The sequence below is a fragment of the Azospirillum doebereinerae genome (assembly GCF_003989665.1).
GTDB lineage: Bacteria > Pseudomonadota > Alphaproteobacteria > Azospirillales > Azospirillaceae > Azospirillum > Azospirillum doebereinerae.
Genome location: NZ_RZIJ01000006.1, coordinates 17,689 through 39,081, shown reverse-complemented (window position 1 = coordinate 39,081; position 21,393 = coordinate 17,689). Strand labels below are relative to the sequence as shown.

Genomic DNA, 21,393 nt, shown 5'->3' with positions numbered 1-21,393 from the left:
CGGCTTTCCTGGACGGCACTCCATGACCACCCCCTCCCCCGCCCCGGTTCACGCAACCGCCCCCACCCCGGCTCCGCGCGGCTGGCTCGACGAGGCGTTGCGGCGCATCGAAGCGGACGTGAACCGCTCCGCCGACACCCATCTGCTGCGCCTGCCGATCCCCGGAGCGCCCGGCGTCACGCTGTACCTGAAGGACGAATCGACCCACCCGACCGGCAGCCTCAAGCACCGGCTGGCACGCTCGCTCTTCCTCTACGCGCTGTGCAACGGCTGGGTCCGCGAAGGCACCACGGTGATCGAGGCGTCGTCGGGCTCCACCGCCGTGTCGGAAGCGTATTTCGCCCAGCTCCTCGACCTGCCCTTCGTGGCGGTGGTGCCGCGCGGCACCTCGCCCGCCAAGATCGCGCAGATCGAGTTCTACGGCGGCCGCTGCCACATGGTGGAACGCGCGTCGGAGGTCTGCGCCGAGGCGCGGCGGCTGGCGCACGACTGCGGCGGCCATTTCATGGACCAGTTCACCCACGCCGAGCGCGCCACCGACTGGCGCGGCAACAACAACATCGCCCAGTCGATCTTCGAACAATTGGCGCAGGAGCCGCACCCGGTCCCCGACTGGATCGTCTGCGGGGCAGGCACCGGCGGCACCTCGGCCACCATGGGGCGCTACGTGCGCTACCGCCGCCTGCCGACGCGGATCTGCGTCGCCGATCCTGAGCACTCCGCCTTCTTCCCCGGCTTTCGCGACGCCAACCCCAACGCCACCGCGCCGCGCGGGTCCGGCATCGAGGGGATCGGGCGGCCGACGGTGGAGCCGTCCTTCCAGCCCGGCGTGATCGACCGCATGATCAAGGTGCCGGATGCCGCCAGCGTCGCCGCGATCTGGGTTCTGCGCGAGCGGATGGGGCGGTCCTGCGGCGGGTCCACCGGGACCAACCTCGTCGGCTGCCTCCAGTTGATCGCCGGGATGACGCGCGACGGGCGCCGGGGCAGCGTCGCCACCCTGCTGTGCGATCCGGGGGAGCGCTACGCCGGGACCTATTTCGACCGCGCCTGGGTGGACGCCGCCGGGCTGGACATCGACCCGTGGATCGCGCGGATCGACGGCTTCTTTCGCACCGGCTCGTGGAGCGACGAGGGGCTGGAGACCGCCGACCATCCGGGCCTCCAGCATCCGGGCACACTGGGAGCGACGCCATGACCCGCATGCGGATCCGCATCGATTTCGAACCCGGCGGCTCCATCGGCCCCGGCAAGATCATGCTGCTGGAACGGATTCGAGAGACCGGGTCGATCTCCGCCGCCGGGCGGGCGATCGGCATGTCCTACCGGCGGGCGTGGCTGCTGGTGGACGACCTCAACCGCATCTTCCGCGAGCCGGTCGTCAGCGCGGCGGTCGGCGGCAAGCACGGCGGCGGCACCGTCCTGACCGCGTTCGGCGAACAGGTGATCGACCATTACCGCGCGGTGGAACGCGAGGCGCGTGTTGCCACCGCCCACCGTCTGGCGGCGCTCCAGGCCACCGTCAACCCGGACTACGGCGCCGACAAGGCGGTGGACGACGGCAGCTTCGCCAACGATCCGGGCCTGCAGGCGGGATGCAAGCCAGAGGAACAGGGCGAGGCCCGCTAGCCCCGCCCCGCCCCCGCTCCCCTCACTCCGGCGGGACCTCGCGCGGCTTGCGGTCCTCGCCGATGGCGACGTAGGTGAAGACGCCCTCGGTCACCTTGATCGGTTCGCCCCCGGACCGTTCCCGGCGCACCCAGGTCTCGATGCGCACCCGGATCGAGGTCCGGCCGACCTTCTCGATGCGGGCGAAGCAGCTGACCTCGTCGCCGACATAGACCGGCTTGTGGAAGGTCATCGCCTCGATGCCGACCGTCGCGATCCGCCCGCGCGAGCGGCGCACCGCCACCGTGCCACCCGCCAGATCCATCTGCGCCAGCAGCCAGCCGCCGAAGATGTCGCCGTTCGGGTTGGTGTCCGCCGGCATGGCGATGGCCCGCAGGGTCGGCCCCCGGTTGAAGTCGTAGCCCTGGACGTCCTGTTCCCCGGTCTCGGTCATGGTCCCTCGCTGTCGCGAAAAATTCGCGCACAAAATCTTGTATCGCCGTACTATAAGCCCCACAGGATGCGCTTGCGCACCCCTGACGAAATTCCTATCATGCCCCCCATGAGCGATCTTTTCGAGAACACGGCCCGCAAGGCCGACAGCTACTCCGCCCAGGACATCGAGGTTCTGGAAGGGCTTGAACCCGTGCGCCGCCGCCCCGGCATGTACATCGGCGGCGTCGACGACCGCGCGCTGCACCACCTCGTCGCCGAGGTCCTGGACAACGCGATGGACGAGGCCGTCGCCGGCCACGCCAGCCGCATCGACCTGGAACTGACGGCCGACTTCACCGTGGTGGTGCGCGACAACGGGCGCGGCATCCCGATCGACGACCACCCGAAATACCCCGGCAAGTCGGCGCTGGAAGTGATCCTGACGACGCTGCATTCGGGCGGCAAATTCTCCAACAAGGTCTACGAGACCTCGGGCGGCCTGCACGGCGTCGGCCTGTCGGTGGTCAACGCGCTGTCCGACCGGCTGACGGTGGAGATCGCGCGGGACAAGCAGCTCTACGTGCAGGAGTACAGCCGCGGCCTGCCCCAGGGGCCGCTGGTTCCCAAGGGCAACGTCAACCGGCGCGGCACCACCATCCGCTTCCACGCCGACCCGGAGATCTTCGGGGAGACCGCCCATTTCGAGCCGCACCGGCTCTACCGGCTGGCGCGCTCCAAGGCCTATCTCTACCGGGGCGTCGAGATCCGCTGGAGCTGCGACCCGGCGCTGCTGGCGACCGACGCGACGACCCCGGCGGCCGAAACGCTGCATTTCCCCGGCGGCCTGCAGGATTACCTGACGGCGGCGCTGCGCGACCGCAAGACGCTGACCCCCTCGCCCTTCACCGGCTCGCTGGACTTTCCCGGCAAGCAGGGCCGCGTCGAGTGGGCGGTGGCGTGGCCGGACGACGACGAGGGCTTCTCGCACACCTACTGCAACACGGTGCCGACGCCCCAGGGCGGCACGCACGAGGCCGGCCTGCGCGCCGCGCTGACGCGCGGCCTGAAGGCCTACGGCGAGCTGACCAGCAACAAGCGCGCCGCCCAGGTGACCGCCGACGACGTGATGGGCGACGCCTGCATCCTGCTGTCGGTGTTCATCCGCGAACCGCATTTCCAGGGCCAGACCAAGGAAAAGCTGGTGACGGCCGAGGCCCAGCGCCTCGTCGAGACGGCGGTGAAGGACCATTTCGACCATTGGCTGTCGGGCAACCCGCCCTCCTCCAACGCGCTGCTCGAACGGCTGATCGAGAAGGCCGAGGAACGGATGCGCCGCAAGCAGTCGAAGGAGCTGGGGCGCAAGACCGCGACCCGCCGCCTGCGCCTGCCCGGCAAGCTGGCCGACTGCTCGCGCAACTCCCCCGAGGGGACCGAGATCTTCCTGGTCGAGGGCGACTCGGCCGGCGGCTCCGCCAAGCAGGCGCGCCAGCGCGAGACTCAGGCCATCCTGCCGCTGCGCGGCAAGATCCTGAACGTCGCCAGCGCGTCGTCCGACAAGATGAAGGCGAACCAGGAGCTGAACGACCTGACCCAGGCGCTCGGCTGCGGGGTCGGCAAGGACTTCTCCAGCGACAAGCTGCGCTACGAGCGGGTCATCATCATGACCGACGCCGACGTGGACGGCGCGCACATCGCCTCGCTGCTGATGACCTTCTTCTACCGCGAGATGCCGGGGCTGATCCAGAACGGGCATCTGTATCTGGCGCTGCCGCCGCTCTACCGCCTCAGCCACGGCAACAAGCAGGTCTACGCCCGCGACGACGCCCACAAGGACGAGCTGCTGGCCCGCCAGTTCAAGGGCAAGAAGCCGGACATCAGCCGCTTCAAGGGCCTGGGCGAGATGATGGCCGCGCAGCTGCGCGAGACCACCATGGACCCGGCCAAGCGCACCCTGCTGCGCGTCGTCGTTCCCAACGCCGCCGATCCCGAGGAGCGGGCCGACGTCGAGCGAACCCGGAGTCTGGTGGAGGATCTGATGGGCAAGCGGCCGGAGCTGCGCTTCCGCTTCATCCAGGACAACGCCAAATTCGTGAAGGTGGACGACATCGACGTCTGAGACGCGCACGTCCGCTTTCGCCCGCTGTCAATCGCGCCGCCGGATCGCCATATCTCAAAGCGGCGGCGCCCTTTGCGTCGCGACGTGATGTCTGTCGGAGTGTTCGATGACGATCCGCTGGCGGCTTGCTCCGGTTTTGGCCTTTTCGGGGATGGCCCTGCTTCTCGGTGGCTGCATGAACGAGCGCGTGGTGGCGAGCGAGCCCGCTCCCGCCTACACGCTGAGCGAAGTCGCCTACGCGGCCTCGGACCGCGACCTGCGCGTCGTCCTGCACGGCAATCCCTTCGGCGGCGACGCCGAGAGCTTCGCCCGGAAGGTTCTGCCATCGATGCAGAACAGGGTCATCGGCGTGCGCACCAACCTGACCACCACGCCGAACGACACGGCGCGGAAGGACTACAAGGTCGTGCTGGCCTTCAACGTCGCCGAGACGATGCTGAACACCGGCCTTTGCACCAACGGGCCGATCCCGACCCGCCCCCCCGGCGGCCCCATCATCGTCCAGGGCGCCTTCTGCCGAGGCGGCGGGGCGATGACCTCGGCCACCGGCTGGCTCGACCGGCCGCAAGGGCCGGACGATCCGGATTTCCGCCAGTTGATCACCGACATGACCTTCTCGCTGTTTCCCTCGCGGCGGGCCGACAGTTGCGGCGGCAGTCCCGACTGCTGAACGGGGGGCGCCCTCAGCCGCGCAGCAGCCAGTCGCGCAGCAGCGCGGTGACCGCCTGGGGCTGCTCCATCGCCGACAGGTGCCCACACTGCTCGATCAGCACCAGCCGGGCACCGGGAATGGCGCCCGCCATCTCCTCGTGAAGTTCCGGCGGGGTCAGCGCGTCCTCGCGTCCGCACAGGACCAGCGTCGGACAGCGGATGGCGCCCAGGCCGGGGCGGCTGTCCGGCCGGGTCATGATGGCGGTCTGCTCCCGCGCGTAGCCCTCGACGCCGACCCGCTCCATCTGGGCCAGCACCGCGTCGACCAACCCCTGATCGCCCAGCCGGTCCGGGTGGACCAGCCGCGCCAGCCCGGCCCGCATGACCTGCCGGTACTTGCCCTTCAGCGCGAGCGCCACCGCGTCGCGCCGGTTGGCCGTCTGCTCGGGCGAATCGGGCCGAGCGCTGGTGTCCAGCAGAGCCAACCGCTCGACGCGCTCCGGCGCGCGGCGCAGGATCTCCAACGCCACGTAGCCTCCCATCGACAGCCCGCCGAGGGCGAAGCGCGGGGGCGCCCCGGCCAGCACCGAATCGGCCATCGATTCCACCGAGTCGTGCGCCGTCAGATCGGCGACGCGCGTGTCGGCCACATCGGCGAGATGCCGCGTCTGATGCTCCCAAAGCGCCGCGTCGAGCGGCATGCCGGGCAGCAGGATCAGGGTCGGGGGCGGGCGGGTCATGGCCGGGTCTCCTTGTGAAGCGTCCTTCAACGGATCAGCGCGCTGACGGTCTTGAAGACGGGCGTGCCGGCGCGCTCCATCCATTCGAACACAACCATCTCCGTGGTCACGATGGACGCCCCGGCGGCGCGCATCCGGTCGATGGCCGCCGCGTGGTTGGCCGGCGTCCGCGACGACACCGCGTCGGCCACCAGATGCACCGTGTAGCCGAGTTGGAGCAGGCCCAGCGCGGTTTGCAGCACGCAGACATGCGCCTCGGTGCCGCAGAGCACCACCTGCCGGCGGCCCAGGGCTTCCAATGCGGCGACAAAGGACGGCTCGCCGGTGCTGGCGAAGGTGATCTTTTCCAGGACCGGAGTCCCGGCGGGCAGCGCCGCGCGCACCTCCTCCACCGTTTCGCCCAGCCCCTTGGCGTATTGTTCGGTGAGCACGACCGGCACGGACAGCGCGTCGGCGGCCTTCAGCAGGATGCCGGCGTTGCGCAGGACACGGCCGGACTCGTGGATGGCGGGAAGCAGGCGGGCCTGCACGTCGACGACGACAAGGACCGACTCTTCGGCACGGACAAGCATGGACAGGCACTCTCGCACGAGGAAACACAGCCCGGACTCGGGGCGTTCAGCCTAGCGCAGGTCGGTTTTCTCGCCAACCCGGCCGGTTTGCGGTCAATTTTGAGGGGCTGATCATCGCGTCTATTGACATGGGCCTTTGACTACCTATTCTGCGGCACTATCTAAGCGTCGGGCGCTCCGCGCTCGATTTGCGAACTCCAGATCAGAAACAGGTTGGATGCTCTTTTCGGAACTTGGGCTTGGCCCTGACGTCCTGCGCGCCATCGAGGACAAGGGTTACACCCAGCCGACGCCCATTCAGGAACAGGCGATCCCCTGGGTCCTGCAAGGCCGCGATGTGCTCGGCTGTGCGCAGACGGGAACGGGCAAGACGGCTGGCTTCACGCTGCCGATGATCACCATGCTGGCGTCGGGCCGGGCGCGGGCGCGGATGCCGCGCTCGCTGATCCTGGAGCCGACGCGCGAATTGGCCGCGCAGGTCTCGGAAAGCTTCGAGACCTATGGCAAGTACCACAAGCTCAGCATGGCCCTTCTGATCGGCGGGGAGAATTTCTCCGAGCAGGTCAAGAAGCTCGACCGTGGCGTCGATGTGCTGATCGCGACTCCGGGTCGTCTGATCGACCTGTTCGAGCGCGGCAACATCATGCTGAACGACATCAAGGTCTTCGTGATCGACGAGGCCGACCGCATGCTCGACATGGGGTTCATCCCCGACATCGAGCGCATCGTCAGCAAGCTGCCGAAGTCCCGCCAGACGCTGTTCTTCTCGGCGACCATGCCGCCGGAAATCCGCCGTCTGGCCGACGCTTTCCTGTCCACCCCGCAGGAGGTGACGGTCGCCCCGCCCGCCTCCCCGGCGGAAACCGTGACCCAGGCCATGGCCCTGGTCCACGACGTGGACAAGCGCAAGGCGCTGCGCCATCTGTTGAACACCGAAGAGGTCAAGAACGCCTTCATCTTCTGCAACCGCAAGCGCGACATCGCAGTGCTGCAGAAGTCGCTGGAGCGTCACGGCTTCAACGTCGGCGCGCTGCACGGCGACATGGTCCAGTCCAAGCGGACGGAGACGCTCGACCTCTTCAAAAAGGGCGAGATTTCGCTGCTGGTCTGCTCCGACGTCGCCGCGCGCGGGATTGATGTCCAGGGCCTCAGCCACGTCTTCAACTTCGACGTTCCGCTGACGCCCGACGACTACGTCCACCGGATCGGCCGTACCGGCCGCGCCGGCAAGCAGGGCCGCGCCTTCATGCTGGCGACCCCGGACGACACCAAGCTGGTCGGCAACATCACGCGCCTCATCAAACGGGAGATTCCGATGATCGCCATCGACGGCCTCGAAACGGCCGAGTTCGGCGACGAGGACGCGCGTCCCCGCCGTGGCGGCCGTGGCGGCGCCAGCGCCGGTGCCGGCCGTGGACGTCCCGAGCCTCGGGCGCGGGCACCGCGCGAGGAGCGGCCGGCCCGCGAAGAGCGGCCGGCCCGCGAAGAGCGTCCGGTTCGCGAGGAGCGTCCGGTGCGTGAAGAGCGCAGCGCCCGTGACGACCGTCCGGTCCGCGAGGAGCGTCAGCCCCGCGAATCGCTGGCGGCCGCGGAAGCCCGCCGCAACAGCGAGCCGCGTCGGGACCGTGATCGTGGTGGCGACCGCCGCCGCCGCCGTGACGATGATGACGACGACGCGTCCGTGATCGGTTTTGGCGATCATATGCCTGCCTTCATGCTGCGCTCGGCCCGTCCGCGCCCGGCGCCGGAATCGATCGTGGAAGCGGCCGATCAAGGCCAGGAGGGCTGAAGCCGTGCAGACCATCTTCGTCATGGTCAAGTGCGAGCTGGGCAAGGCCTATCTGGTCGCGGATCAGGCCGTCCAGCAGATCGAACCGGTGTCGGAGGTGCACTCGATCTCTGGCCAATACGATCTGCTGATGAAGTGCTATCTCGGCGAGGACGACGACATCGGACGTTTCGTGACCGAACATGTTCAGACCTTGCCGGGCGTTCGAGACACCTTCACGCTGATCGCCTACAAGGCGTTTGCATAGCGAATGAACGCGACGGTCTGCAGGCTGTACCATGGCCTGCAGCGCGCCCTTCCAGTGGATGCGGCGTTGCCGCAGGTCCGTTTTTCGTCGCGCGCGTAGCCCCACCGCCGCCCGGTGCGGGTCTTGCCGGCGCCGGGTGCGAGCACCGGCACCAGGGTGTCGTCGACATGCAGCTTTCCCGCGGCCAGCACATGGGCGGCGATGTGCTCGGCCTGCGGCCGTCAGCAGCGTCGTCGGCGCAGCGCGGCCAACTGATCCTCCATATGTCGATGATGCGGTTGCGCGCCGCCACCGCCTGCTTGCGCTCGGCCAGTTGCACCGATAGCGCCCCACCAGCGCCTGAAGGGTGGCCACTTCGTCGGGGAGTGACCTTGCCCGCGTGCGACGCCTCCCATAGCCGGCTACAATCGGCAACGGACTGGAGACGAGATGGCGAAGACGGCGCGGGCGCGTTACACGCTTGAGTTCAAGGAAGAGGCGGTTCGTTTGGTGACCGGCGGCCAGCGTGTGGCGGCGGTGGCCAAGATGCTGGGTTTGGCGGAACAGACGCTGCACAACTGGGTCAAGGCGGCCGGCAGTGGTGGCCTGACCGGGACGGTGGTGCCGAAAGTCAGCGCTGAACAGATGGAAATCAGCCGACTGCGGACGGAACTGGCGCGCGTGAAGATGGAGCGCGACATTCTAAAAAAAAGCGGCGGCGTATTTCGCGAAGGAGTCGCTGTGAAGTACACCCTTATTCAACGGCACCGCGACCTGTGGCCGATCTCGGTTCAATGTTCGACCCTCGGCGTCAGCGCCCGTGGGTTTCGCCAATACGTCCGCAGAGAGGCCGGGACGGACGCGGCACCCGCGGGGCAGCGGGTGGGCAACCTCGCTCTGCTGACGCACATCAAGGCGATCCACACCGAAACCCGCGGCGCCTATGGTTGGCCGCGGGTCTGGCGGGAACTGCGCCGGCGGCACGTGCGCGTTGGCAAGGAACGGGTGCGCCGGATGATGCGCGACCATGCCATCCGGGCGCGGGGACAGCGGAAGTTCAAGGCGACCACCGATAGCACCCACAGCCTGCCGGTGTCCGACAATCCGCTGAACCGGGCGTTCCGGCCCGAGCAGCCGGATCGGGTATGGACCGGCGACATCACCTACATCGCCACGCAGGAAGGTTGGCTGTACTTGGCCGTTGTCATCGACCTGTTCAGCCGGCAGGTTGTTGGCTGGGCGCTGGGCGAACGCATGACGCGTCAACTCGTGATCGACGCCCTGGCCATGGCGTGGTTTCGGCAACGGCCGGCCGAGGGCATGATCTTCCATTCCGATCGAGGTTCCCAATACGCCAGTTCGGATTTCCAGGCGCTCCTGCGCCGGTACGGCATGCGGGGATCGATGAGCCGGAAGAGCAACTGCTGGGACAATGCGGTGACCGAAACCTTGTTCGGATCGCTCAAGGTCGAGCGCCTGCATGGCATGCGCTTCGACACCCGGCGCCGCGCCAAGGACGAGGTCATCGACTGGCTCGGCTTCTACAATCACAGGCGAATGCACTCGACCCTGGGCTACACCAGCCCCATGGCGTTCGAAGAAGCTTGGCGTCGCAAGGAAAGCACGCTGGCGGCATAATCCCGGACGCTATGGGAGGCGTCGCACGCGGGCAAGGTCAGGTTAGAATTTAACGGCTTTGGTATCAGTTCATTTTTTGCAGACCGTCCAGCGGAACCGCCGGATCAAGTTGGGCGATTTCGGCAAGCCGTTCCGTGTCCAGTAGGACCAATTGTCCCTTCCGAAATTCCAGAAGCCCAACTTGGCGCATTTGTTTCAAGGTGCGGCATACATGCACGGAGGTCAGGCCCGTAGCGCTCGCGATGTGGATCTGATTGATTGGCAATTGTATGGCGGCTGGCTCCGTGCCACAGCGGGCGACGACGCGGTGGTGAAGATCAAGCAGCAGGTTTGCGACCCGGCCTTGTGCCCGCTGTTGCCCCAGCGCTCCGACATGGTTCCAGGCCGCCAATGCTTCGCGGGTGACCGTGGTGGCGAAGTTCATGGCGAGTTGCGGGGACGCGGCGCAGGTCTTGAAGAAGAGCGAGTAACGGATGCCGCACAACGCCACGTCGGTGATCGCCTCGGCACTGTAGGACATGCCCTCCACCTCGTTTCCCTCGAAGCCGATGAGGTCGCCTGGCAGGACGAAGCGGATGATCTGGCGCCGCCCGTCCTCAAACAGTTTATGGACCAGCAACCAACCGTTCTGGACGATGAACACCGAGCCGAACGGCTCGCCTTGTAGGAAAATCGTCGTCCCCGCCTTGCGGATCTGAACATGAGGGCCGTGGGGAAACAATTGTTCAAAGTCTTTGCCGGTGATGTGACGGCAGACGCTGTAGTCACGGGCGGTGCAAAGCTCGCACGGGCTTCTCAAAACATTCCCTGACGAATCTAGCCGAAGGAATGCTGTGGCATGAAGAGCTCCGCTTTCGCGAGTTATCGGTGTTGTTCCCTTCTCCATGAGAGATTCCCGATCTGCCTTGCGTTGCCCAATCAACACGACGTTTTCTCTGGGCTGAAACCGGCCGACTGGTGGACCGTGGCTTTAACCACCTCTCTCTCTTCCCAGTCGCATCTGAAGCCTTTCAGTATTTAGATGCAAATGGCGGCAGATGTCCATTACCCTGATGTGGTAGACGATTCCATAGATACGCTAACCCATTGATATTTCTACATCAGCGCTCTAAATCACTTAATCTTAGCCACAAATAGAATTTCTCTGTTTTGTGATTTTATTATTTGGGGGTTTCTCTATAAATTCTATTTATTGATGACACGCACTTTTTGCGTACCTTTATTTTTCTTTTACAAAGACCGAAGCCTCGACTCCAGCCAGCCCCGAGCTTGGCTAGGTCACTCTTCTCCTCGCACGGATGCTCAAATTCCGATCTCATCGGCGCGGAGATCGGTACGGTCATGCTGGCTGTCTGGAAAGTTGACGCACCGAGCGTCGGCCTCCGATGAACGCAGGTTAATGCGCCCTCAAGGGATGAATGGCCGAATTCTTTCAAGTATGGAGAGCGGCCGATGCAACGATGCGGCAATACATGGATCGTCCTGGCCAACCAAATCGGCGCCGTCGTCTTGAGAACGAAGGTTGGACAGCGGGGCGATTATGAGGAACTCGCTCGTGAGCTGGCCGATGAGACCGGCGATCCGCTCTGCACATGCCCGGTCCGCTGCCCCGCCTGCAAAGTGGGAAGCGCGACCTCTGACCGTTCGACGAAACAGGGCGGCATGCCGAGCAATTCAGCCCTCACGTGTCTTGAACGTCGCGTTGCTGATATCGTCAATCAGGCGGCCCGCCAAGGAATGTTCGATTCTCTGATACTTGTGGCTCCGGGCGGCATGCTGAGAAGCTTACGGCGCGCGTTGACCCCGGAGGCCAGTCAACGCCTGATTCGCCAAGAGGCGAAGGATTTGTTCGGCCCGCCGGCGCAGGCGCTGTCGGCGCGCCTGAACAGCCTGCTGCGCCATTGAAAACATTCGCGCGGGAAGCCGGCATCGCGGCGGCCCGCAAACAGGGCCAAGCAAACATGCGAATGCCGGCAAGAGAGTGAACGGTGACGGTCCGTTCACTCTCTTGCCGGGGCGCTTGAAAGAGATGGTTCAATGGGCCATCAGAACCGGAAGGGTGCATTCGGTGAGAATGGCCCGCGAATTTCCGCCCATGATCCACTCGCGGAAACGGGAATGGCCGTAACCGCCCATGACCAGGAGATCGGCCCCGCACAGGCGGGCCTCGTTCAGGAGCCCATCGGAGGCGTGCGTCCATCCGCTGACGCGGCGCAACTCGGCCTTCACGCCATGCCGGTCGAGATGCCGGACGATGCCGGCCGCGGGCACGTCCTTGAAACGGTCCGGGGCGCCGTGCTCGTCCACCATCGCGAGGATCACGGAGCTGGCCCGCTTGAGGAATGGCAACGCTTCGGTCAACACGCGGGTGGCCTCGCGGCTGTCGCGCCAGCCGACCAGGATCGTCTTCGGCATCCTGGCCGTCTTGGACTCCGGCGGGACGAGATAGACGGCCCTCCCGCCGTCGAACAGGGCGCTCTCGACGAGGTCGGGCCATCTCTTGGCCTTGCCCGGCCCCCATGGGCGGCTCATCACGAACAGGTCCGTGGAACGGGCCAGATTGGCGACCGCCCAGCCCAGGAGATAATCGGCTTCGTCGATGCGGCGGAAATCCATCGGGGTGGGAAGCGTGGCGCAACGGGCACGCAGCCGCTTTTCGACGCCATCGCCCGCCCGCCGGCTGTCGGCGATCATCTCCGTCAGGATTTCCGCGCTGGCGCCGCCGAAATCGGTCGCTGGAAACATCATGACCCCGATCTTGTTGGTGTAGACACCCACAAGATGCGCTCCGAACAGGTCCGCGATCATGGCGCCATGGTCGAGCCGGCCGTCATCCTCGGCCGTTCCGTCGAGATGGACGCAGACATCCTTGATCATCGTCATCTCCCTCGCGAAAGCGGGGGCGCCGGTGCGTGAGAAGCCCGGCGCCCTCGAAGCTTGGCCTAGGCGACGCCGAGACGGTCGTCGACGACGTTCACGCCGGGGGCGGACCACGCCGCGCTCTCGGCCACCTGCCGCTCGTACCAGGCCCGGACCTTGCCCTCGAGGATGACCTTGTCGCCGTCCACCTTCACGCGGATCCCCTCGGATTCGACTTCGGCGTTGCGCTTCAGCGCGTCCTCGATCCGATTTTTCACGTCGGCGGAGCTCGCGTGCGGCTTGACGGCGATCTGGTTGAAAATGCCCTTGATGGAGTCGAGCCGGTGGACGGCGTCCCCGGCGGCCTTCTTCTGGAACTGCCACTCGACCGTGCCGGTCAAGGTGATCAAGCCGTCCTGAACCTTGACCTGCACGCTGTCCTTGGGCACCAGAACGTCCCAGCTGAGCAGGTTCAAGGCCCGTTTCGCGATGTCCTCGTCGCTCGTCCGGTTCGACCGGGGGTAACGGACCTCCATCTCCTGTGCGATCCCCCGCACCCCCTTCACGCGCCGCACCGCGGTTTCGACGGCGATCTTCTCCGCATAGGTCGCCACATGGCCGGTCAGGGTGGCGACGCCGTCGTTGACGGCCACGCCAATGTTCGCGGCGTTGATGCTGGGTTCGAACTCCAGTTCGTCGAGGATCAGTTGGCGCAAGCTCAGGTCGGTCATGATTGCCTCCTTGATGCGTTGAAGCGATGCGCATCGCGCTGATGACCGGCCCCACTCTCGACCGTCGGGTTCGATGGGCCATTAACGCAGATCAACCGGGGGCTTGTCGGCGGACTCCTCAAACGGGGTAGGACGGGAAGCGCCCTTCGAAAGCCCCGCGCGGCGTCGGACGGCGCTCCGTTCCGCTCAAAGGCGGGGGATTGATCCAGGTTAACGCACCCTCCCCTCCCAAGGCGGATAGAGGCTGCCGTGCCGTCGCACCACCGACCGCACAGCCAAGCATCCAAGGAGGACGTCATGGCAACCACGACCACAACGGAAAAGCCCAAGCAGGATCTCCAGGCCACCGGCCAGACCACCGCCGCCCCCACCAGTCTGGCGGCCGGCGCGTTGGCCGAACGCAACCGGCACCCCTTCCTGGCGCTGCGCAGCGAGTTCGACCGCCTGTTCGACGAGGCGTCGTCCATGTTCCGCTCGCCCTGGACCCTGTGGAGCCGCCGGCCGCTGTTCGAGATGGAGCCGCTGCTGCGCACGGACGGCCAGATGAACGCCATCATGCCGGCGGCCGAGGTCGACGAGCGTGAAACCGAGTACCGGGTCACTCTCGAAATGCCCGGTATGGAGGACAAGGACGTCGACGTCACCCTCCAGGACCAGATCCTGACGATCAAGGCCGAGAAGAAGGAGGAAAAGGAAGAGAAGGAACGGAACCGTTATTTCTCCGAACGGCGTTACGGCCTGTGCATGCGCTCGTTCCAACTGCCGGCCAACGTCGCCAGCGACCGCATCGCCGCCAGCCTGCGGAACGGCGTGCTCACCGTCACGCTGCCGAAGACCGAGGCCAGCCTGCCGGCCAAGCGCAGGATCGAAATCACCGGCGCTTGACGGCCGGGGGGCGGGCCGGCACCGGCTTCCCGGCGCGGTCCGGGGGCCGGTCGGCCCGTGTCTTGACCCAGGTCAATGCCGCCCTACGGGAGAAGCCCATCCTGGGCAGACGATGCACAGGGACGGTGGGAGGTCCCATGGGTGGCGAGACGATCCCGGATCCGCTTGGCCGCGTGCGGCTTGATGACGGGCCGGATGAAAGCACGATCGGCCAGTCCGTCGCGCGGTGCCATCGGGGCGGAGGGCGGCCATGCTGACGCTCCGTCATCTGGCGATCGACACCGTCCGGGAGAACGTCGCCTTCCTGAACCGCAACTGCACCCGCCATCACGCCGAGGAGTTCCTCGGGCTGGGCCGGGTGGAGGTGCGCAAGGACGCGCGGTCGCTGCTGGCCGTGCTCAACATCGTCGACGATCCGGCGATCCTCGGACCCGACGAGATCGGCCTGTCGGGGCCGGCCTTCCGCCATCTCGGCCTGCCCGAGGGCACGCCGGTCCATCTCGTTCCGCCGACCCCGCCGGAAAGCTTCGAGCTGGTCCGCGCCAAGGTGGCGGGCCGGGCGCTCGGCGAGGCGGACCTCGCGGCGGTGATCCGCGACATCGCCGGCCATCGCTACGCCAAGATCGAAATCGCCGCCTTCCTGATCGCCTGCGCCAGCTTCATGACCACGGCGGAGGTGCTCGGCCTGACCCGCGCCATGATCGCGGTGGGGGCGCGGCTGGACTGGAAGGGGCTGAGTCCCATCGCCGACAAGCATTGCATCGGCGGGATTCCCGGCAACCGCACCTCGATGATCGTGGTGCCCATCGTCGCCGCGCATGGGCTGCCGATCCCGAAAACCTCGTCGCGCGCCATCACCTCCCCCGCCGGCACCGCCGACACGATGGAGGTGCTGGCCAACGTCGACGTGCCGATGGACCGCATGCAGGAACTGGTGCGCGAGGCGAAGGGCTGCCTGGTCTGGGGCGGCCATGTCCGGCTGTCGCCGGCCGACGACATCCTGATCTCGGTCGAGCGGCCGCTCGCCATCGACACCCGCGAGCAACTCGTCGCCTCCATCCTCTCGAAGAAGGCGGCGGCGGGGTCGAGCCATCTGCTGATCGACATCCCGGTCGGCCCCACCGCCAAGATCCGGTCGGCCGGCGAGGCGGTGCGGCTGCGCAAGCTGTTCGAGCACATCGGCGACCAACTCGGCCTGGTTCTGGAGGTGGCGATCACCGACGGCTCCCAGCCGGTCGGCCGTGGCATCGGCCCGGTGCTGGAGGCGCGCGACGTGATGGCGGTCCTGCGCGGCGCGGCCGACGCCCCGCAGGACCTGCGGGACCGGGCGCTGCATCTCGCCGGCCGCATCCTCGAATTCGATCCGGCGGTGCGGGGTGGAGCGGGCGAGGCGCTGGCGCGCCGGCTGCTCGATTCCGGCGCGGCGCTGGCGGCGATGGAACGGATCATGGCGATACAGGGGCCGCCGCCCGCCGCCGCCCGGCTGGGATCGCTGGTGGCCGAGGTGCCGGCCGCCGCCGACGGGGTGGTCGGCGCACTCGACTGCTACCGGATCGCCCGCATCGCCCGGCTGGCCGGCGCGCCGAACGACAAGGGGGCCGGCATCGACCTGCTGCGCAAGGTCGGTGACCGGGTGCGCAAGGGGGAGCCGCTGTACCGCATCCACGCCGGCACCAACGCCGATTTCACCTTCGCCCAGGCCCATGCCGCCGAGGATTGCGGGGTCGTCCTTGTGACCTGACGCGCCGGACATTGAAAGAGGGAGAGGACGCAATGAAGCTTGCCCTGACCTTTCACGGCGCGGCCGGAACCGTGACCGGCTCCTGCTTCCGTCTCGACACCCCCAGGGGCGCCATCCTGGTCGATTGCGGGATGTTCCAGGGCACCAAGACGATCAAGGAGCTGAACTACCGCCCCTTCCCCTTCGATCCCGCCGCGATCGCGGCGGTGCTGCTGACCCACGCCCACATCGACCATTCCGGGCTGCTGCCGAAGCTGACCAAGTCGGGATTCCGGGGGCGGATCCACGCCACCGGCGGAACGGCTGACCTCCTGGAGTTCATGCTGCCCGACAGCGGCTACATCCAGGAGACCGAGGTCGAGCGGCTGAACCACCGCAACCGCCAGCGCGGCCGCCCCGCCGTCCAGCCGATCTACACGCAGGACGACGCCATCCGTTCGCTGCGGCGGCTGCGGCGGGTCGATTACGACCGCTGGGTCGAAATCCTGCCCGGCCTGCGCGCCCGCTTCTGGCACGCCGGCCACATCCTGGGCTCGGCCTCCATCGAAGTCGAGGTGGCGGGCGGGCCGGGGGAAAAGCCGGTCACCATCCTGTTCTCCGGCGACCTCGGTCCCGGCGGCAAGAGCTTCCACGCCGACGCCGAGGGACCGGAACGGCCCGACTGGCTGGTGCTGGAGACCACCTACGGCGACCGCGACCGCGCCGATCTGGACGAGACGGCCCGGCAGTCCCTGCTGCGCGACGAGGTGAAGGCGGCGCTGGCCGCCGGCGGGACCCTGGTCATCCCGGTCTTCGCCGTGGAGCGCACGCAGGAGTTGCTCTACGACCTCGACCGGCTGTTCGACACCGGACAGTTGCCGCTGGTGGACGTCTTCCTCGACTCCCCGCTCGCCGATGCGGTGACGGGGGTGTTCCGCCGCCATCTCGACGATCTGGAGACCGAGGGCGACCCCTTCACCCGCGCCAATTTCCACCATGCGCGCAGCGTGTCCGAAAGCCAGCGGCTGAACACGATCAGCGGCGGCGCCATCATCATGGCGGCGAGCGGCATGTGCGACGCCGGCCGGGTCCGCCACCACCTCAAGAACCGGCTGTGGCGGCCGCAGGACAGCGTGCTGCTGGTCGGCTATCAGGCGCCCGGCACCCTGGGCCGCGTGCTTCAGCAGGGCGTGCCGCGCGTCCGCATCCATGGCGAGGAAATCCAGGTCCGCGCCCGCATCCGCTCGATCGACGTCTATTCCGGCCACGCCGACCGCTCCGCCCTGCTGGCCTGGGTCGAGGCGCGCCGGGGCGTCGAACACGGCCTCTTCCTGGTCCATGGCGAGGAGGAGGCGCGCGCCTCGATCCGGCAGTCCCTGCGGGAGCGCGGCTGGGCGGAGGATGCCGTCGCCCTGCCCGCCCTGGACGACACCGCCGACCTGACGGCGGCGCGGCCGCAGGCCCGCAGCCAGGCGCCGGCCCGGCTCGCGCCCCCGGCCATGGCCGGCAGCGACTGGCACAACCGCTACGCCCAGGCGCTGCTGTCGCTGGGCCGGGCGCTCGACACGGCTCCCGACGACGCGGCGCGCGAGCGCATCCTCGCCGGCGTCCAGAAGGCGCTGGCCACCGGATCGTCCGAGGGGGAACGGCGATGACCCTGAAGCGCGTTCTCCTGGCCGTCGCGCTGCTGGCGCTGCTCGGGGCGGCGGGGGTCTACGGCTACCGGGCGATGCAGGGCAACCGGCTGCCCGGCGGCTTCGCCTCCGGGAACGGGCGGATCGAGGCGAACGAGATCGACGTCGCCACCAAGTTCGCCGCCCGCGTCCTGACCATCCCCGTCGAGGAGGGCGATCTGGTGGAGGCCGGGGCCGTCGTCGCGACCCTGGACACCCGCGACCTCGAAGCCCAGCTCCGATCGGCCGAGGCGCTGCTGCGCCAGTCCCGGCAGTCCTGCGACGAGGCCAACGCGCTGATCGCCCAGCGCGCCAGCGAGGCCGCCTTCGCCGCCAAGGAGATGGAGCGGGCGCTGGTGCTGTTCGGCAAGGGCCATGTCGCGCAGCAGCGGGTCGATCAGGCGCGCAACCAGCTCGGCACCGCCGAGGCGGCGCTGGCCGCCGCCAGGAGCCACGCCGCCAGCGCCGTGGAGGCCATCGCCGCCGCCGCGGCCGACGCCGACCGCCTGCGCGACCTCGTCGGCGACGGGGTGCTGAAGGCGCCGCGCAAGGCGCGCGTGCTCTACCGCCTCGCCGAGCCGGGCGAGGTGCTGGCGGCCGGCGGCAAGGCGGCGACGCTGCTCGATCTCGGCAACGTCTACATGACGTTCTTCCTTCCCACCGACACGGCCGGCAATCTGGCGCTGGGGGCGGAGGCGCGCCTGCTGCTCGACGCCCGGCCCGATCTGGCGATCCCGGCCTCGGTCACCTTCGTGGCGCCGCGCGCCCAGTTCACGCCCAAGCAGGTGGAGACCCGGACCGAGCGCGACCGCATGATGTTCCGCGTGAAGGCCCGCGTGCCCGAGGCGCTGGTCGCCCGCTACGCCGAGCGGGTCAAGACCGGCGTCACCGGCGTCGCCTACGTGAAGCTCGACCCCGCCGCCGCCTGGCCGGACTGGCTGGAATCGCGCCTGACCCGGCCGGCGGCGGAGGGGGCCGGGTCGTGACCGTCGCGGTCGCGTTGCGGACGGTGGGCCACCGCTACGGCGGCACCGTGGCGTTGGACGGCGTCAGGCTGGAGATCGCGGCCGGGGAGAGCGTCGCGGTGATCGGCCCGGACGGCGTCGGCAAATCGACCCTGCTCGGCCTGATCGCGACGGCCAAGAAGCCTCAGGCCGGCGAATTCCGCGTTCTCGGCACCGACCTGCGCGACCGGCGCGGGCGGGCGCGGCTGCAACCGCGCATCGCCTACATGCCGCAGGGTCTGGGCCGCAACCTCTACGCCGACCTCAGCGTCGCGGAGAATTTGCAGTTCTTCGGCCGGCTGTTCGGGCTAGACGCCGCCCGCCGCCGCACCCGCATCCGCGCCCTGCTGGAGGCGACCGGCCTCGCCCCCTTTCCCGACCGGCCGGCCGGCAAGCTGTCGGGCGGCATGAAGCAGAAGCTCGGCCTGTGCTGCGCCCTGCTGCACGACCCCGACCTGCTGATCCTGGACGAGCCGACCACCGGCGTCGATCCGCTGTCGCGCCGCCAGTTCTGGGAGCTGATCGACCGCATCCGCGCCGGGCGGCCGGGTATGACGGTGCTGGTCGCCACCTCGTACATGGACGAGGCGGAGCGCTTCGACCGCGTGGTGATGATGAACGCCGGGCGGCTGCTGGCCGCCGACACGCCGACCGCCCTGAAGGCGCGCCACGGCGCCGAGGCGCTGGAGGACGTCTTCATCGCCCTGCTGCCCGAGGCCGTGCGGCGCGGTCACGCCAAGCTGGTGGTGCCGCCCCGCCCGCCCGAAATCGACGGCGCCGCGCCGGCCATCGAGGCGCGCGGCCTGACCCGCCGTTTCGGCGACTTCACCGCCGTGGAGGACGTCAGCTTCCGCATCGGCCGGGGCGAGATCTTCGGCTTTCTCGGCTCCAACGGCTGCGGCAAGACCACGACCATGAAGATGCTGACCGGCCTGCTGCCGGCCAGCGCCGGGGAGGCCCGCCTGTTCGGCGCCCCGGTCGATGCCGGCGACCGCGAGGCGCGGCGGCGGGTCGGCTACATGGCGCAATCCTTCTCGCTCTACGGCGAGCTGACGGTGAACCAGAACCTCGCCCTGCACGCCCGGCTGTTCGGGCTGGACGCCGCCACGGCCCGGCTCGGCCCGCTGACGGAGCGCTTCGGGCTGGCGGGCTATGGCGACGCGGTGGCCGACCGGCTGCCGCTCGGTGTGCGGCAGCGGCTGTCGCTGGCCGTCGCTGTCCTGCACGAGCCGGAGCTGCTGATCCTCGACGAGCCGACCTCGGGCGTCGATCCGGTGGCGCGCGACCGCTTCTGGCGCGATCTGGTCGCCCTGTCGCGCGACCGGGGGGTGACGATCTTCGTCTCCACCCATTTCATGAACGAGGCGGCGCGCTGCGACCGCGTCGCCTTCATGAGCGCCGGCCGGGTCATCGCGTCCGGCCCGCCCGACGCGCTGCGCCGGCAGCAGCAGGCCCGGACGCTCGACGACGCCTTCATCGGCTTCATGCGGCAGGCGGACAAGGCGGCGCAGGATGGCGCCGACGCGGACAGCCCCGCCCCGGCGACGGCCCCGCCGTTGGAGGCCGGACCTTCCGGCGGCCCGCGCGACGGCGGCGTCTCGTCCCGCCGCCTGCTGGCCTATGCGTGGCGGGAGTCGCTGGAGCTGCGGCGCGACCCGGTGCGGCTGACGGTGGCGCTGCTCGGCACGGTGCTGCTGATGCTGGTCTTCGGCTTCGGCATCACCATGGACGTCGAGAATTTGCGCTTCGCCGTCCTCGACCACGACCGCACGCCGGAAAGCCGCGCCTATGTCGAGCAGTTCGAGGGCTCGCGCAGCTTCGTCGCCACCCCGCCCGCCGCCGATTCCGCCGCGCTGGCGCTGCGGCTGCAACGCGCCGAGGCGGTGCTGACCATCGAGATCCCCGACGGCTTCGGCCGGGACCTGCGGCGCGGCGGCCTCGGCGGCTCCAATGGTGGCGGGCGGGTGCCGGAACTGTCGGTCCGCGTCGACGGCGCCATGCCCTTCCGGGCCGAGACCGTCCAGGGCTATGTCGCCGGCCTGCACCAGCGATTCGTCGAGGACTGGGCGCGGCAGGCCGGGGTGACGCTCCCGCCGGGGGTGGCCGTGATCGAGACGCGCTACCGCTACAACCAGGCGTTCCGCAGCGCCGACGCGATGGTTCCGGCCAACATCGGGCTGCTGCTGGTCTTCATCCCGGCGATCCTGGCGGCGCTCGGCGTGGTGCGCGAGAAGGAGCTGGGGTCGATCACCAACCTCTACGTCACCCCGGTGACGCGGCTGGAGTTCCTGCTCGGCAAGCAGCTTCCCTACATCGCGCTGGCCGGCGTCAACCTGCTGCTGATGATCGGGATGGCGGTGGCGCTGTTCGGCGTTCCGGTGAAGGGCAGTCTGGCCGGGCTGGTGCTGGGCGGGCTGGTCTATGTGTGCGCAACGACGGCGCTGGGGCTGCTGATCTCGGTCTTCACGGCGACGCAGACCGCGGCGGTGTTCGGCACCGCCATCACGACGATGATGCCGGCCACGCAGTTTTCCGGCCTGATGCAGCCGGTCTCGACGCTGGAGGGGCCGGCCCACGCCATCGGCACGCTGTTCCCCACCACCTATTTCCTGAAGCTGTCGGTCGGCGCCTTCACCAAGGGGCTGTCCTTCACGGAGCTGCTGCCCTTCATCGCCGCGACCGCCGCCTTCGTCCCGGCGCTGCTGGCGCTGGGCGTCCTGTTCCTGCCCAAGCAGGAGCGCTGAGC

19 protein-coding genes and 1 pseudogene are annotated in these 21,393 nt (G+C 68.3%); 13 read left to right on the top strand and 7 right to left on the bottom strand.

The window, feature by feature from the left end:
• Positions 1-22 precede the first annotated feature (22 nt).
• Together EJ913_RS09630 and EJ913_RS09625 are read left to right on the top strand one after the other, a co-directional pair.
• Complete coding sequence (locus tag EJ913_RS09630; protein ID WP_126997184.1) at positions 23-1,198, top strand: PLP-dependent cysteine synthase family protein; 1,176 nt, start codon at positions 23-25, stop codon at positions 1,196-1,198.
• Positions 1,195-1,629 (top strand): winged helix-turn-helix domain-containing protein, encoded by a 435-nt coding sequence (locus EJ913_RS09625; RefSeq protein WP_126997182.1) that lies wholly within the window; start codon positions 1,195-1,197, stop codon positions 1,627-1,629. The genes EJ913_RS09630 and EJ913_RS09625 overlap by 4 nt, the downstream gene beginning before the upstream one ends.
• Before the next feature lie 22 nt (positions 1,630-1,651).
• Here EJ913_RS09625 and EJ913_RS09620 read toward each other — a convergent pair whose 3' ends face one another.
• Complete coding sequence (locus EJ913_RS09620) at positions 1,652-2,062, bottom strand: acyl-CoA thioesterase (protein ID WP_126997180.1); 411 nt, start codon at positions 2,060-2,062, stop codon at positions 1,652-1,654.
• A 108-nt stretch (positions 2,063-2,170) separates the two neighbouring features.
• On the opposite strand from EJ913_RS09620, the gene parE reads away from it, so the two are divergent.
• Positions 2,171-4,159 carry a DNA topoisomerase IV subunit B gene (gene parE, locus EJ913_RS09615; protein WP_126997178.1) on the top strand — a complete coding sequence of 663 codons (1,989 nt, stop codon included), beginning with the start codon at positions 2,171-2,173 and terminating at the stop codon, positions 4,157-4,159.
• A gap of 106 nt (positions 4,160-4,265) precedes the next feature.
• Entirely contained in the window at positions 4,266-4,829 is a 564-nt protein-coding gene (locus EJ913_RS09610; RefSeq protein ID WP_244939303.1) for a hypothetical protein, read from the top strand.
• Positions 4,830-4,842: 13 nt separating this feature from the next.
• On the opposite strand, the gene EJ913_RS09605 is transcribed toward EJ913_RS09610, so the two are convergent.
• Complete coding sequence (locus tag EJ913_RS09605; protein ID WP_126997176.1) at positions 4,843-5,550, bottom strand: alpha/beta fold hydrolase; 708 nt, start codon at positions 5,548-5,550, stop codon at positions 4,843-4,845.
• A 26-nt stretch (positions 5,551-5,576) separates the two neighbouring features.
• Complete coding sequence (locus EJ913_RS09600) at positions 5,577-6,122, bottom strand: hydrolase (RefSeq protein ID WP_126997174.1); 546 nt, start codon at positions 6,120-6,122, stop codon at positions 5,577-5,579.
• Between the two features lie 217 nt (positions 6,123-6,339).
• On the opposite strand from EJ913_RS09600, the gene EJ913_RS09595 reads away from it, so the two are divergent.
• Both EJ913_RS09595 and EJ913_RS09590 read left to right on the top strand, forming a co-directional pair.
• The gene (locus tag EJ913_RS09595; RefSeq protein ID WP_126997172.1) at positions 6,340-7,911 is read left to right on the top strand and encodes a DEAD/DEAH box helicase; all 1,572 of its coding nucleotides are present in this window, start codon (positions 6,340-6,342) and stop codon (positions 7,909-7,911) included.
• A gap of 4 nt (positions 7,912-7,915) precedes the next feature.
• On the top strand, positions 7,916-8,158 hold the full coding sequence (locus EJ913_RS09590; protein ID WP_126997170.1) for an Lrp/AsnC ligand binding domain-containing protein: 243 nt from the start codon (positions 7,916-7,918) through the stop codon (positions 8,156-8,158).
• A gap of 68 nt (positions 8,159-8,226) precedes the next feature.
• On the opposite strand, the pseudogene EJ913_RS32410 reads toward EJ913_RS09590, so the two are convergent.
• Positions 8,227-8,367: pseudogene (locus tag EJ913_RS32410) on the bottom strand (IS66 family transposase); the annotation flags it as partial.
• Positions 8,368-8,587: 220 nt separating this feature from the next.
• Between EJ913_RS32410 and EJ913_RS09580 the strand changes: the two are divergent.
• Positions 8,588-9,775 carry an IS3 family transposase gene (locus tag EJ913_RS09580; protein ID WP_126997168.1) on the top strand — a complete coding sequence of 396 codons (1,188 nt, stop codon included), beginning with the start codon at positions 8,588-8,590 and terminating at the stop codon, positions 9,773-9,775.
• A gap of 64 nt (positions 9,776-9,839) precedes the next feature.
• Here EJ913_RS09580 and EJ913_RS09575 read toward each other — a convergent pair whose 3' ends face one another.
• Positions 9,840-10,661: a Crp/Fnr family transcriptional regulator gene (locus tag EJ913_RS09575; RefSeq protein ID WP_126997167.1), complete on the bottom strand. Its 822-nt coding sequence runs from the start codon at positions 10,659-10,661 to the stop codon at positions 9,840-9,842.
• A gap of 566 nt (positions 10,662-11,227) precedes the next feature.
• On the opposite strand from EJ913_RS09575, the gene EJ913_RS09570 reads away from it, so the two are divergent.
• A complete protein-coding gene (locus EJ913_RS09570; RefSeq protein WP_126997165.1) occupies positions 11,228-11,680 on the top strand; it encodes a baeRF12 domain-containing protein in 453 nt (150 codons plus the stop codon).
• A gap of 129 nt (positions 11,681-11,809) precedes the next feature.
• Here EJ913_RS09570 and EJ913_RS09565 read toward each other — a convergent pair whose 3' ends face one another.
• Both EJ913_RS09565 and EJ913_RS09560 read right to left on the bottom strand, forming a co-directional pair.
• Positions 11,810-12,652, bottom strand: coding sequence for a universal stress protein (locus tag EJ913_RS09565; protein WP_185909734.1), 843 nt, complete (start codon positions 12,650-12,652; stop codon positions 11,810-11,812).
• A 65-nt stretch (positions 12,653-12,717) separates the two neighbouring features.
• Positions 12,718-13,365 carry a BON domain-containing protein gene (locus tag EJ913_RS09560; protein WP_126997161.1) on the bottom strand — a complete coding sequence of 216 codons (648 nt, stop codon included), beginning with the start codon at positions 13,363-13,365 and terminating at the stop codon, positions 12,718-12,720.
• A gap of 297 nt (positions 13,366-13,662) precedes the next feature.
• Here EJ913_RS09560 and EJ913_RS09555 point away from each other — a divergent pair, with 297 nt between their 5' ends.
• From EJ913_RS09555 to rbbA, 5 genes are all read left to right on the top strand, one after another.
• Positions 13,663-14,250 carry an Hsp20/alpha crystallin family protein gene (locus tag EJ913_RS09555; RefSeq protein ID WP_126997159.1) on the top strand — a complete coding sequence of 196 codons (588 nt, stop codon included), beginning with the start codon at positions 13,663-13,665 and terminating at the stop codon, positions 14,248-14,250.
• A gap of 250 nt (positions 14,251-14,500) precedes the next feature.
• Positions 14,501-15,991 (top strand): thymidine phosphorylase family protein, encoded by a 1,491-nt coding sequence (locus EJ913_RS09550; protein WP_126997157.1) that lies wholly within the window; start codon positions 14,501-14,503, stop codon positions 15,989-15,991.
• Between the two features lie 32 nt (positions 15,992-16,023).
• On the top strand, positions 16,024-17,625 hold the full coding sequence (locus EJ913_RS09545) for an MBL fold metallo-hydrolase RNA specificity domain-containing protein (RefSeq protein ID WP_126997155.1): 1,602 nt from the start codon (positions 16,024-16,026) through the stop codon (positions 17,623-17,625).
• Complete coding sequence (locus tag EJ913_RS09540) at positions 17,622-18,629, top strand: HlyD family secretion protein (RefSeq protein WP_126997153.1); 1,008 nt, start codon at positions 17,622-17,624, stop codon at positions 18,627-18,629. The genes EJ913_RS09545 and EJ913_RS09540 overlap by 4 nt, the downstream gene beginning before the upstream one ends.
• Positions 18,626-21,391 (top strand): ribosome-associated ATPase/putative transporter RbbA, encoded by a 2,766-nt coding sequence (gene rbbA / locus EJ913_RS09535; RefSeq protein WP_126997151.1) that lies wholly within the window; start codon positions 18,626-18,628, stop codon positions 21,389-21,391. Before EJ913_RS09540 ends, rbbA begins: the two co-directional genes overlap by 4 nt.
• The last annotated feature ends 2 nt before the right edge of the window (positions 21,392-21,393 follow it).

Bases quoted from the DNA above. Each gene is read 5' to 3' on its own strand.
- EJ913_RS09630 (WP_126997184.1), top strand. From the start codon at position 23: ATGACCACCCCCTCCCCCGCCCCGGTTCACGCAACCGCCCCCACCCCG.
- EJ913_RS09625 (WP_126997182.1), top strand. From the start codon at position 1,195: ATGACCCGCATGCGGATCCGCATCGATTTCGAACCCGGCGGCTCCATC.
- EJ913_RS09620 (WP_126997180.1), bottom strand. From the start codon at position 2,062: ATGACCGAGACCGGGGAACAGGACGTCCAGGGCTACGACTTCAACCGG.
- parE (WP_126997178.1), top strand. From the start codon at position 2,171: ATGAGCGATCTTTTCGAGAACACGGCCCGCAAGGCCGACAGCTACTCC.
- EJ913_RS09610 (WP_244939303.1), top strand. From the start codon at position 4,266: ATGACGATCCGCTGGCGGCTTGCTCCGGTTTTGGCCTTTTCGGGGATG.
- EJ913_RS09605 (WP_126997176.1), bottom strand. From the start codon at position 5,550: ATGACCCGCCCGCCCCCGACCCTGATCCTGCTGCCCGGCATGCCGCTC.
- EJ913_RS09600 (WP_126997174.1), bottom strand. From the start codon at position 6,122: ATGCTTGTCCGTGCCGAAGAGTCGGTCCTTGTCGTCGTCGACGTGCAG.
- EJ913_RS09595 (WP_126997172.1), top strand. From the start codon at position 6,340: ATGCTCTTTTCGGAACTTGGGCTTGGCCCTGACGTCCTGCGCGCCATC.
- EJ913_RS09580 (WP_126997168.1), top strand. From the start codon at position 8,588: ATGGCGAAGACGGCGCGGGCGCGTTACACGCTTGAGTTCAAGGAAGAG.
- EJ913_RS09575 (WP_126997167.1), bottom strand. From the start codon at position 10,661: ATGGAGAAGGGAACAACACCGATAACTCGCGAAAGCGGAGCTCTTCAT.
- EJ913_RS09570 (WP_126997165.1), top strand. From the start codon at position 11,228: ATGCAACGATGCGGCAATACATGGATCGTCCTGGCCAACCAAATCGGC.
- EJ913_RS09565 (WP_185909734.1), bottom strand. From the start codon at position 12,652: ATGATCAAGGATGTCTGCGTCCATCTCGACGGAACGGCCGAGGATGAC.
- EJ913_RS09560 (WP_126997161.1), bottom strand. From the start codon at position 13,365: ATGACCGACCTGAGCTTGCGCCAACTGATCCTCGACGAACTGGAGTTC.
- EJ913_RS09555 (WP_126997159.1), top strand. From the start codon at position 13,663: ATGGCAACCACGACCACAACGGAAAAGCCCAAGCAGGATCTCCAGGCC.
- EJ913_RS09550 (WP_126997157.1), top strand. From the start codon at position 14,501: ATGCTGACGCTCCGTCATCTGGCGATCGACACCGTCCGGGAGAACGTC.
- EJ913_RS09545 (WP_126997155.1), top strand. From the start codon at position 16,024: ATGAAGCTTGCCCTGACCTTTCACGGCGCGGCCGGAACCGTGACCGGC.
- EJ913_RS09540 (WP_126997153.1), top strand. From the start codon at position 17,622: ATGACCCTGAAGCGCGTTCTCCTGGCCGTCGCGCTGCTGGCGCTGCTC.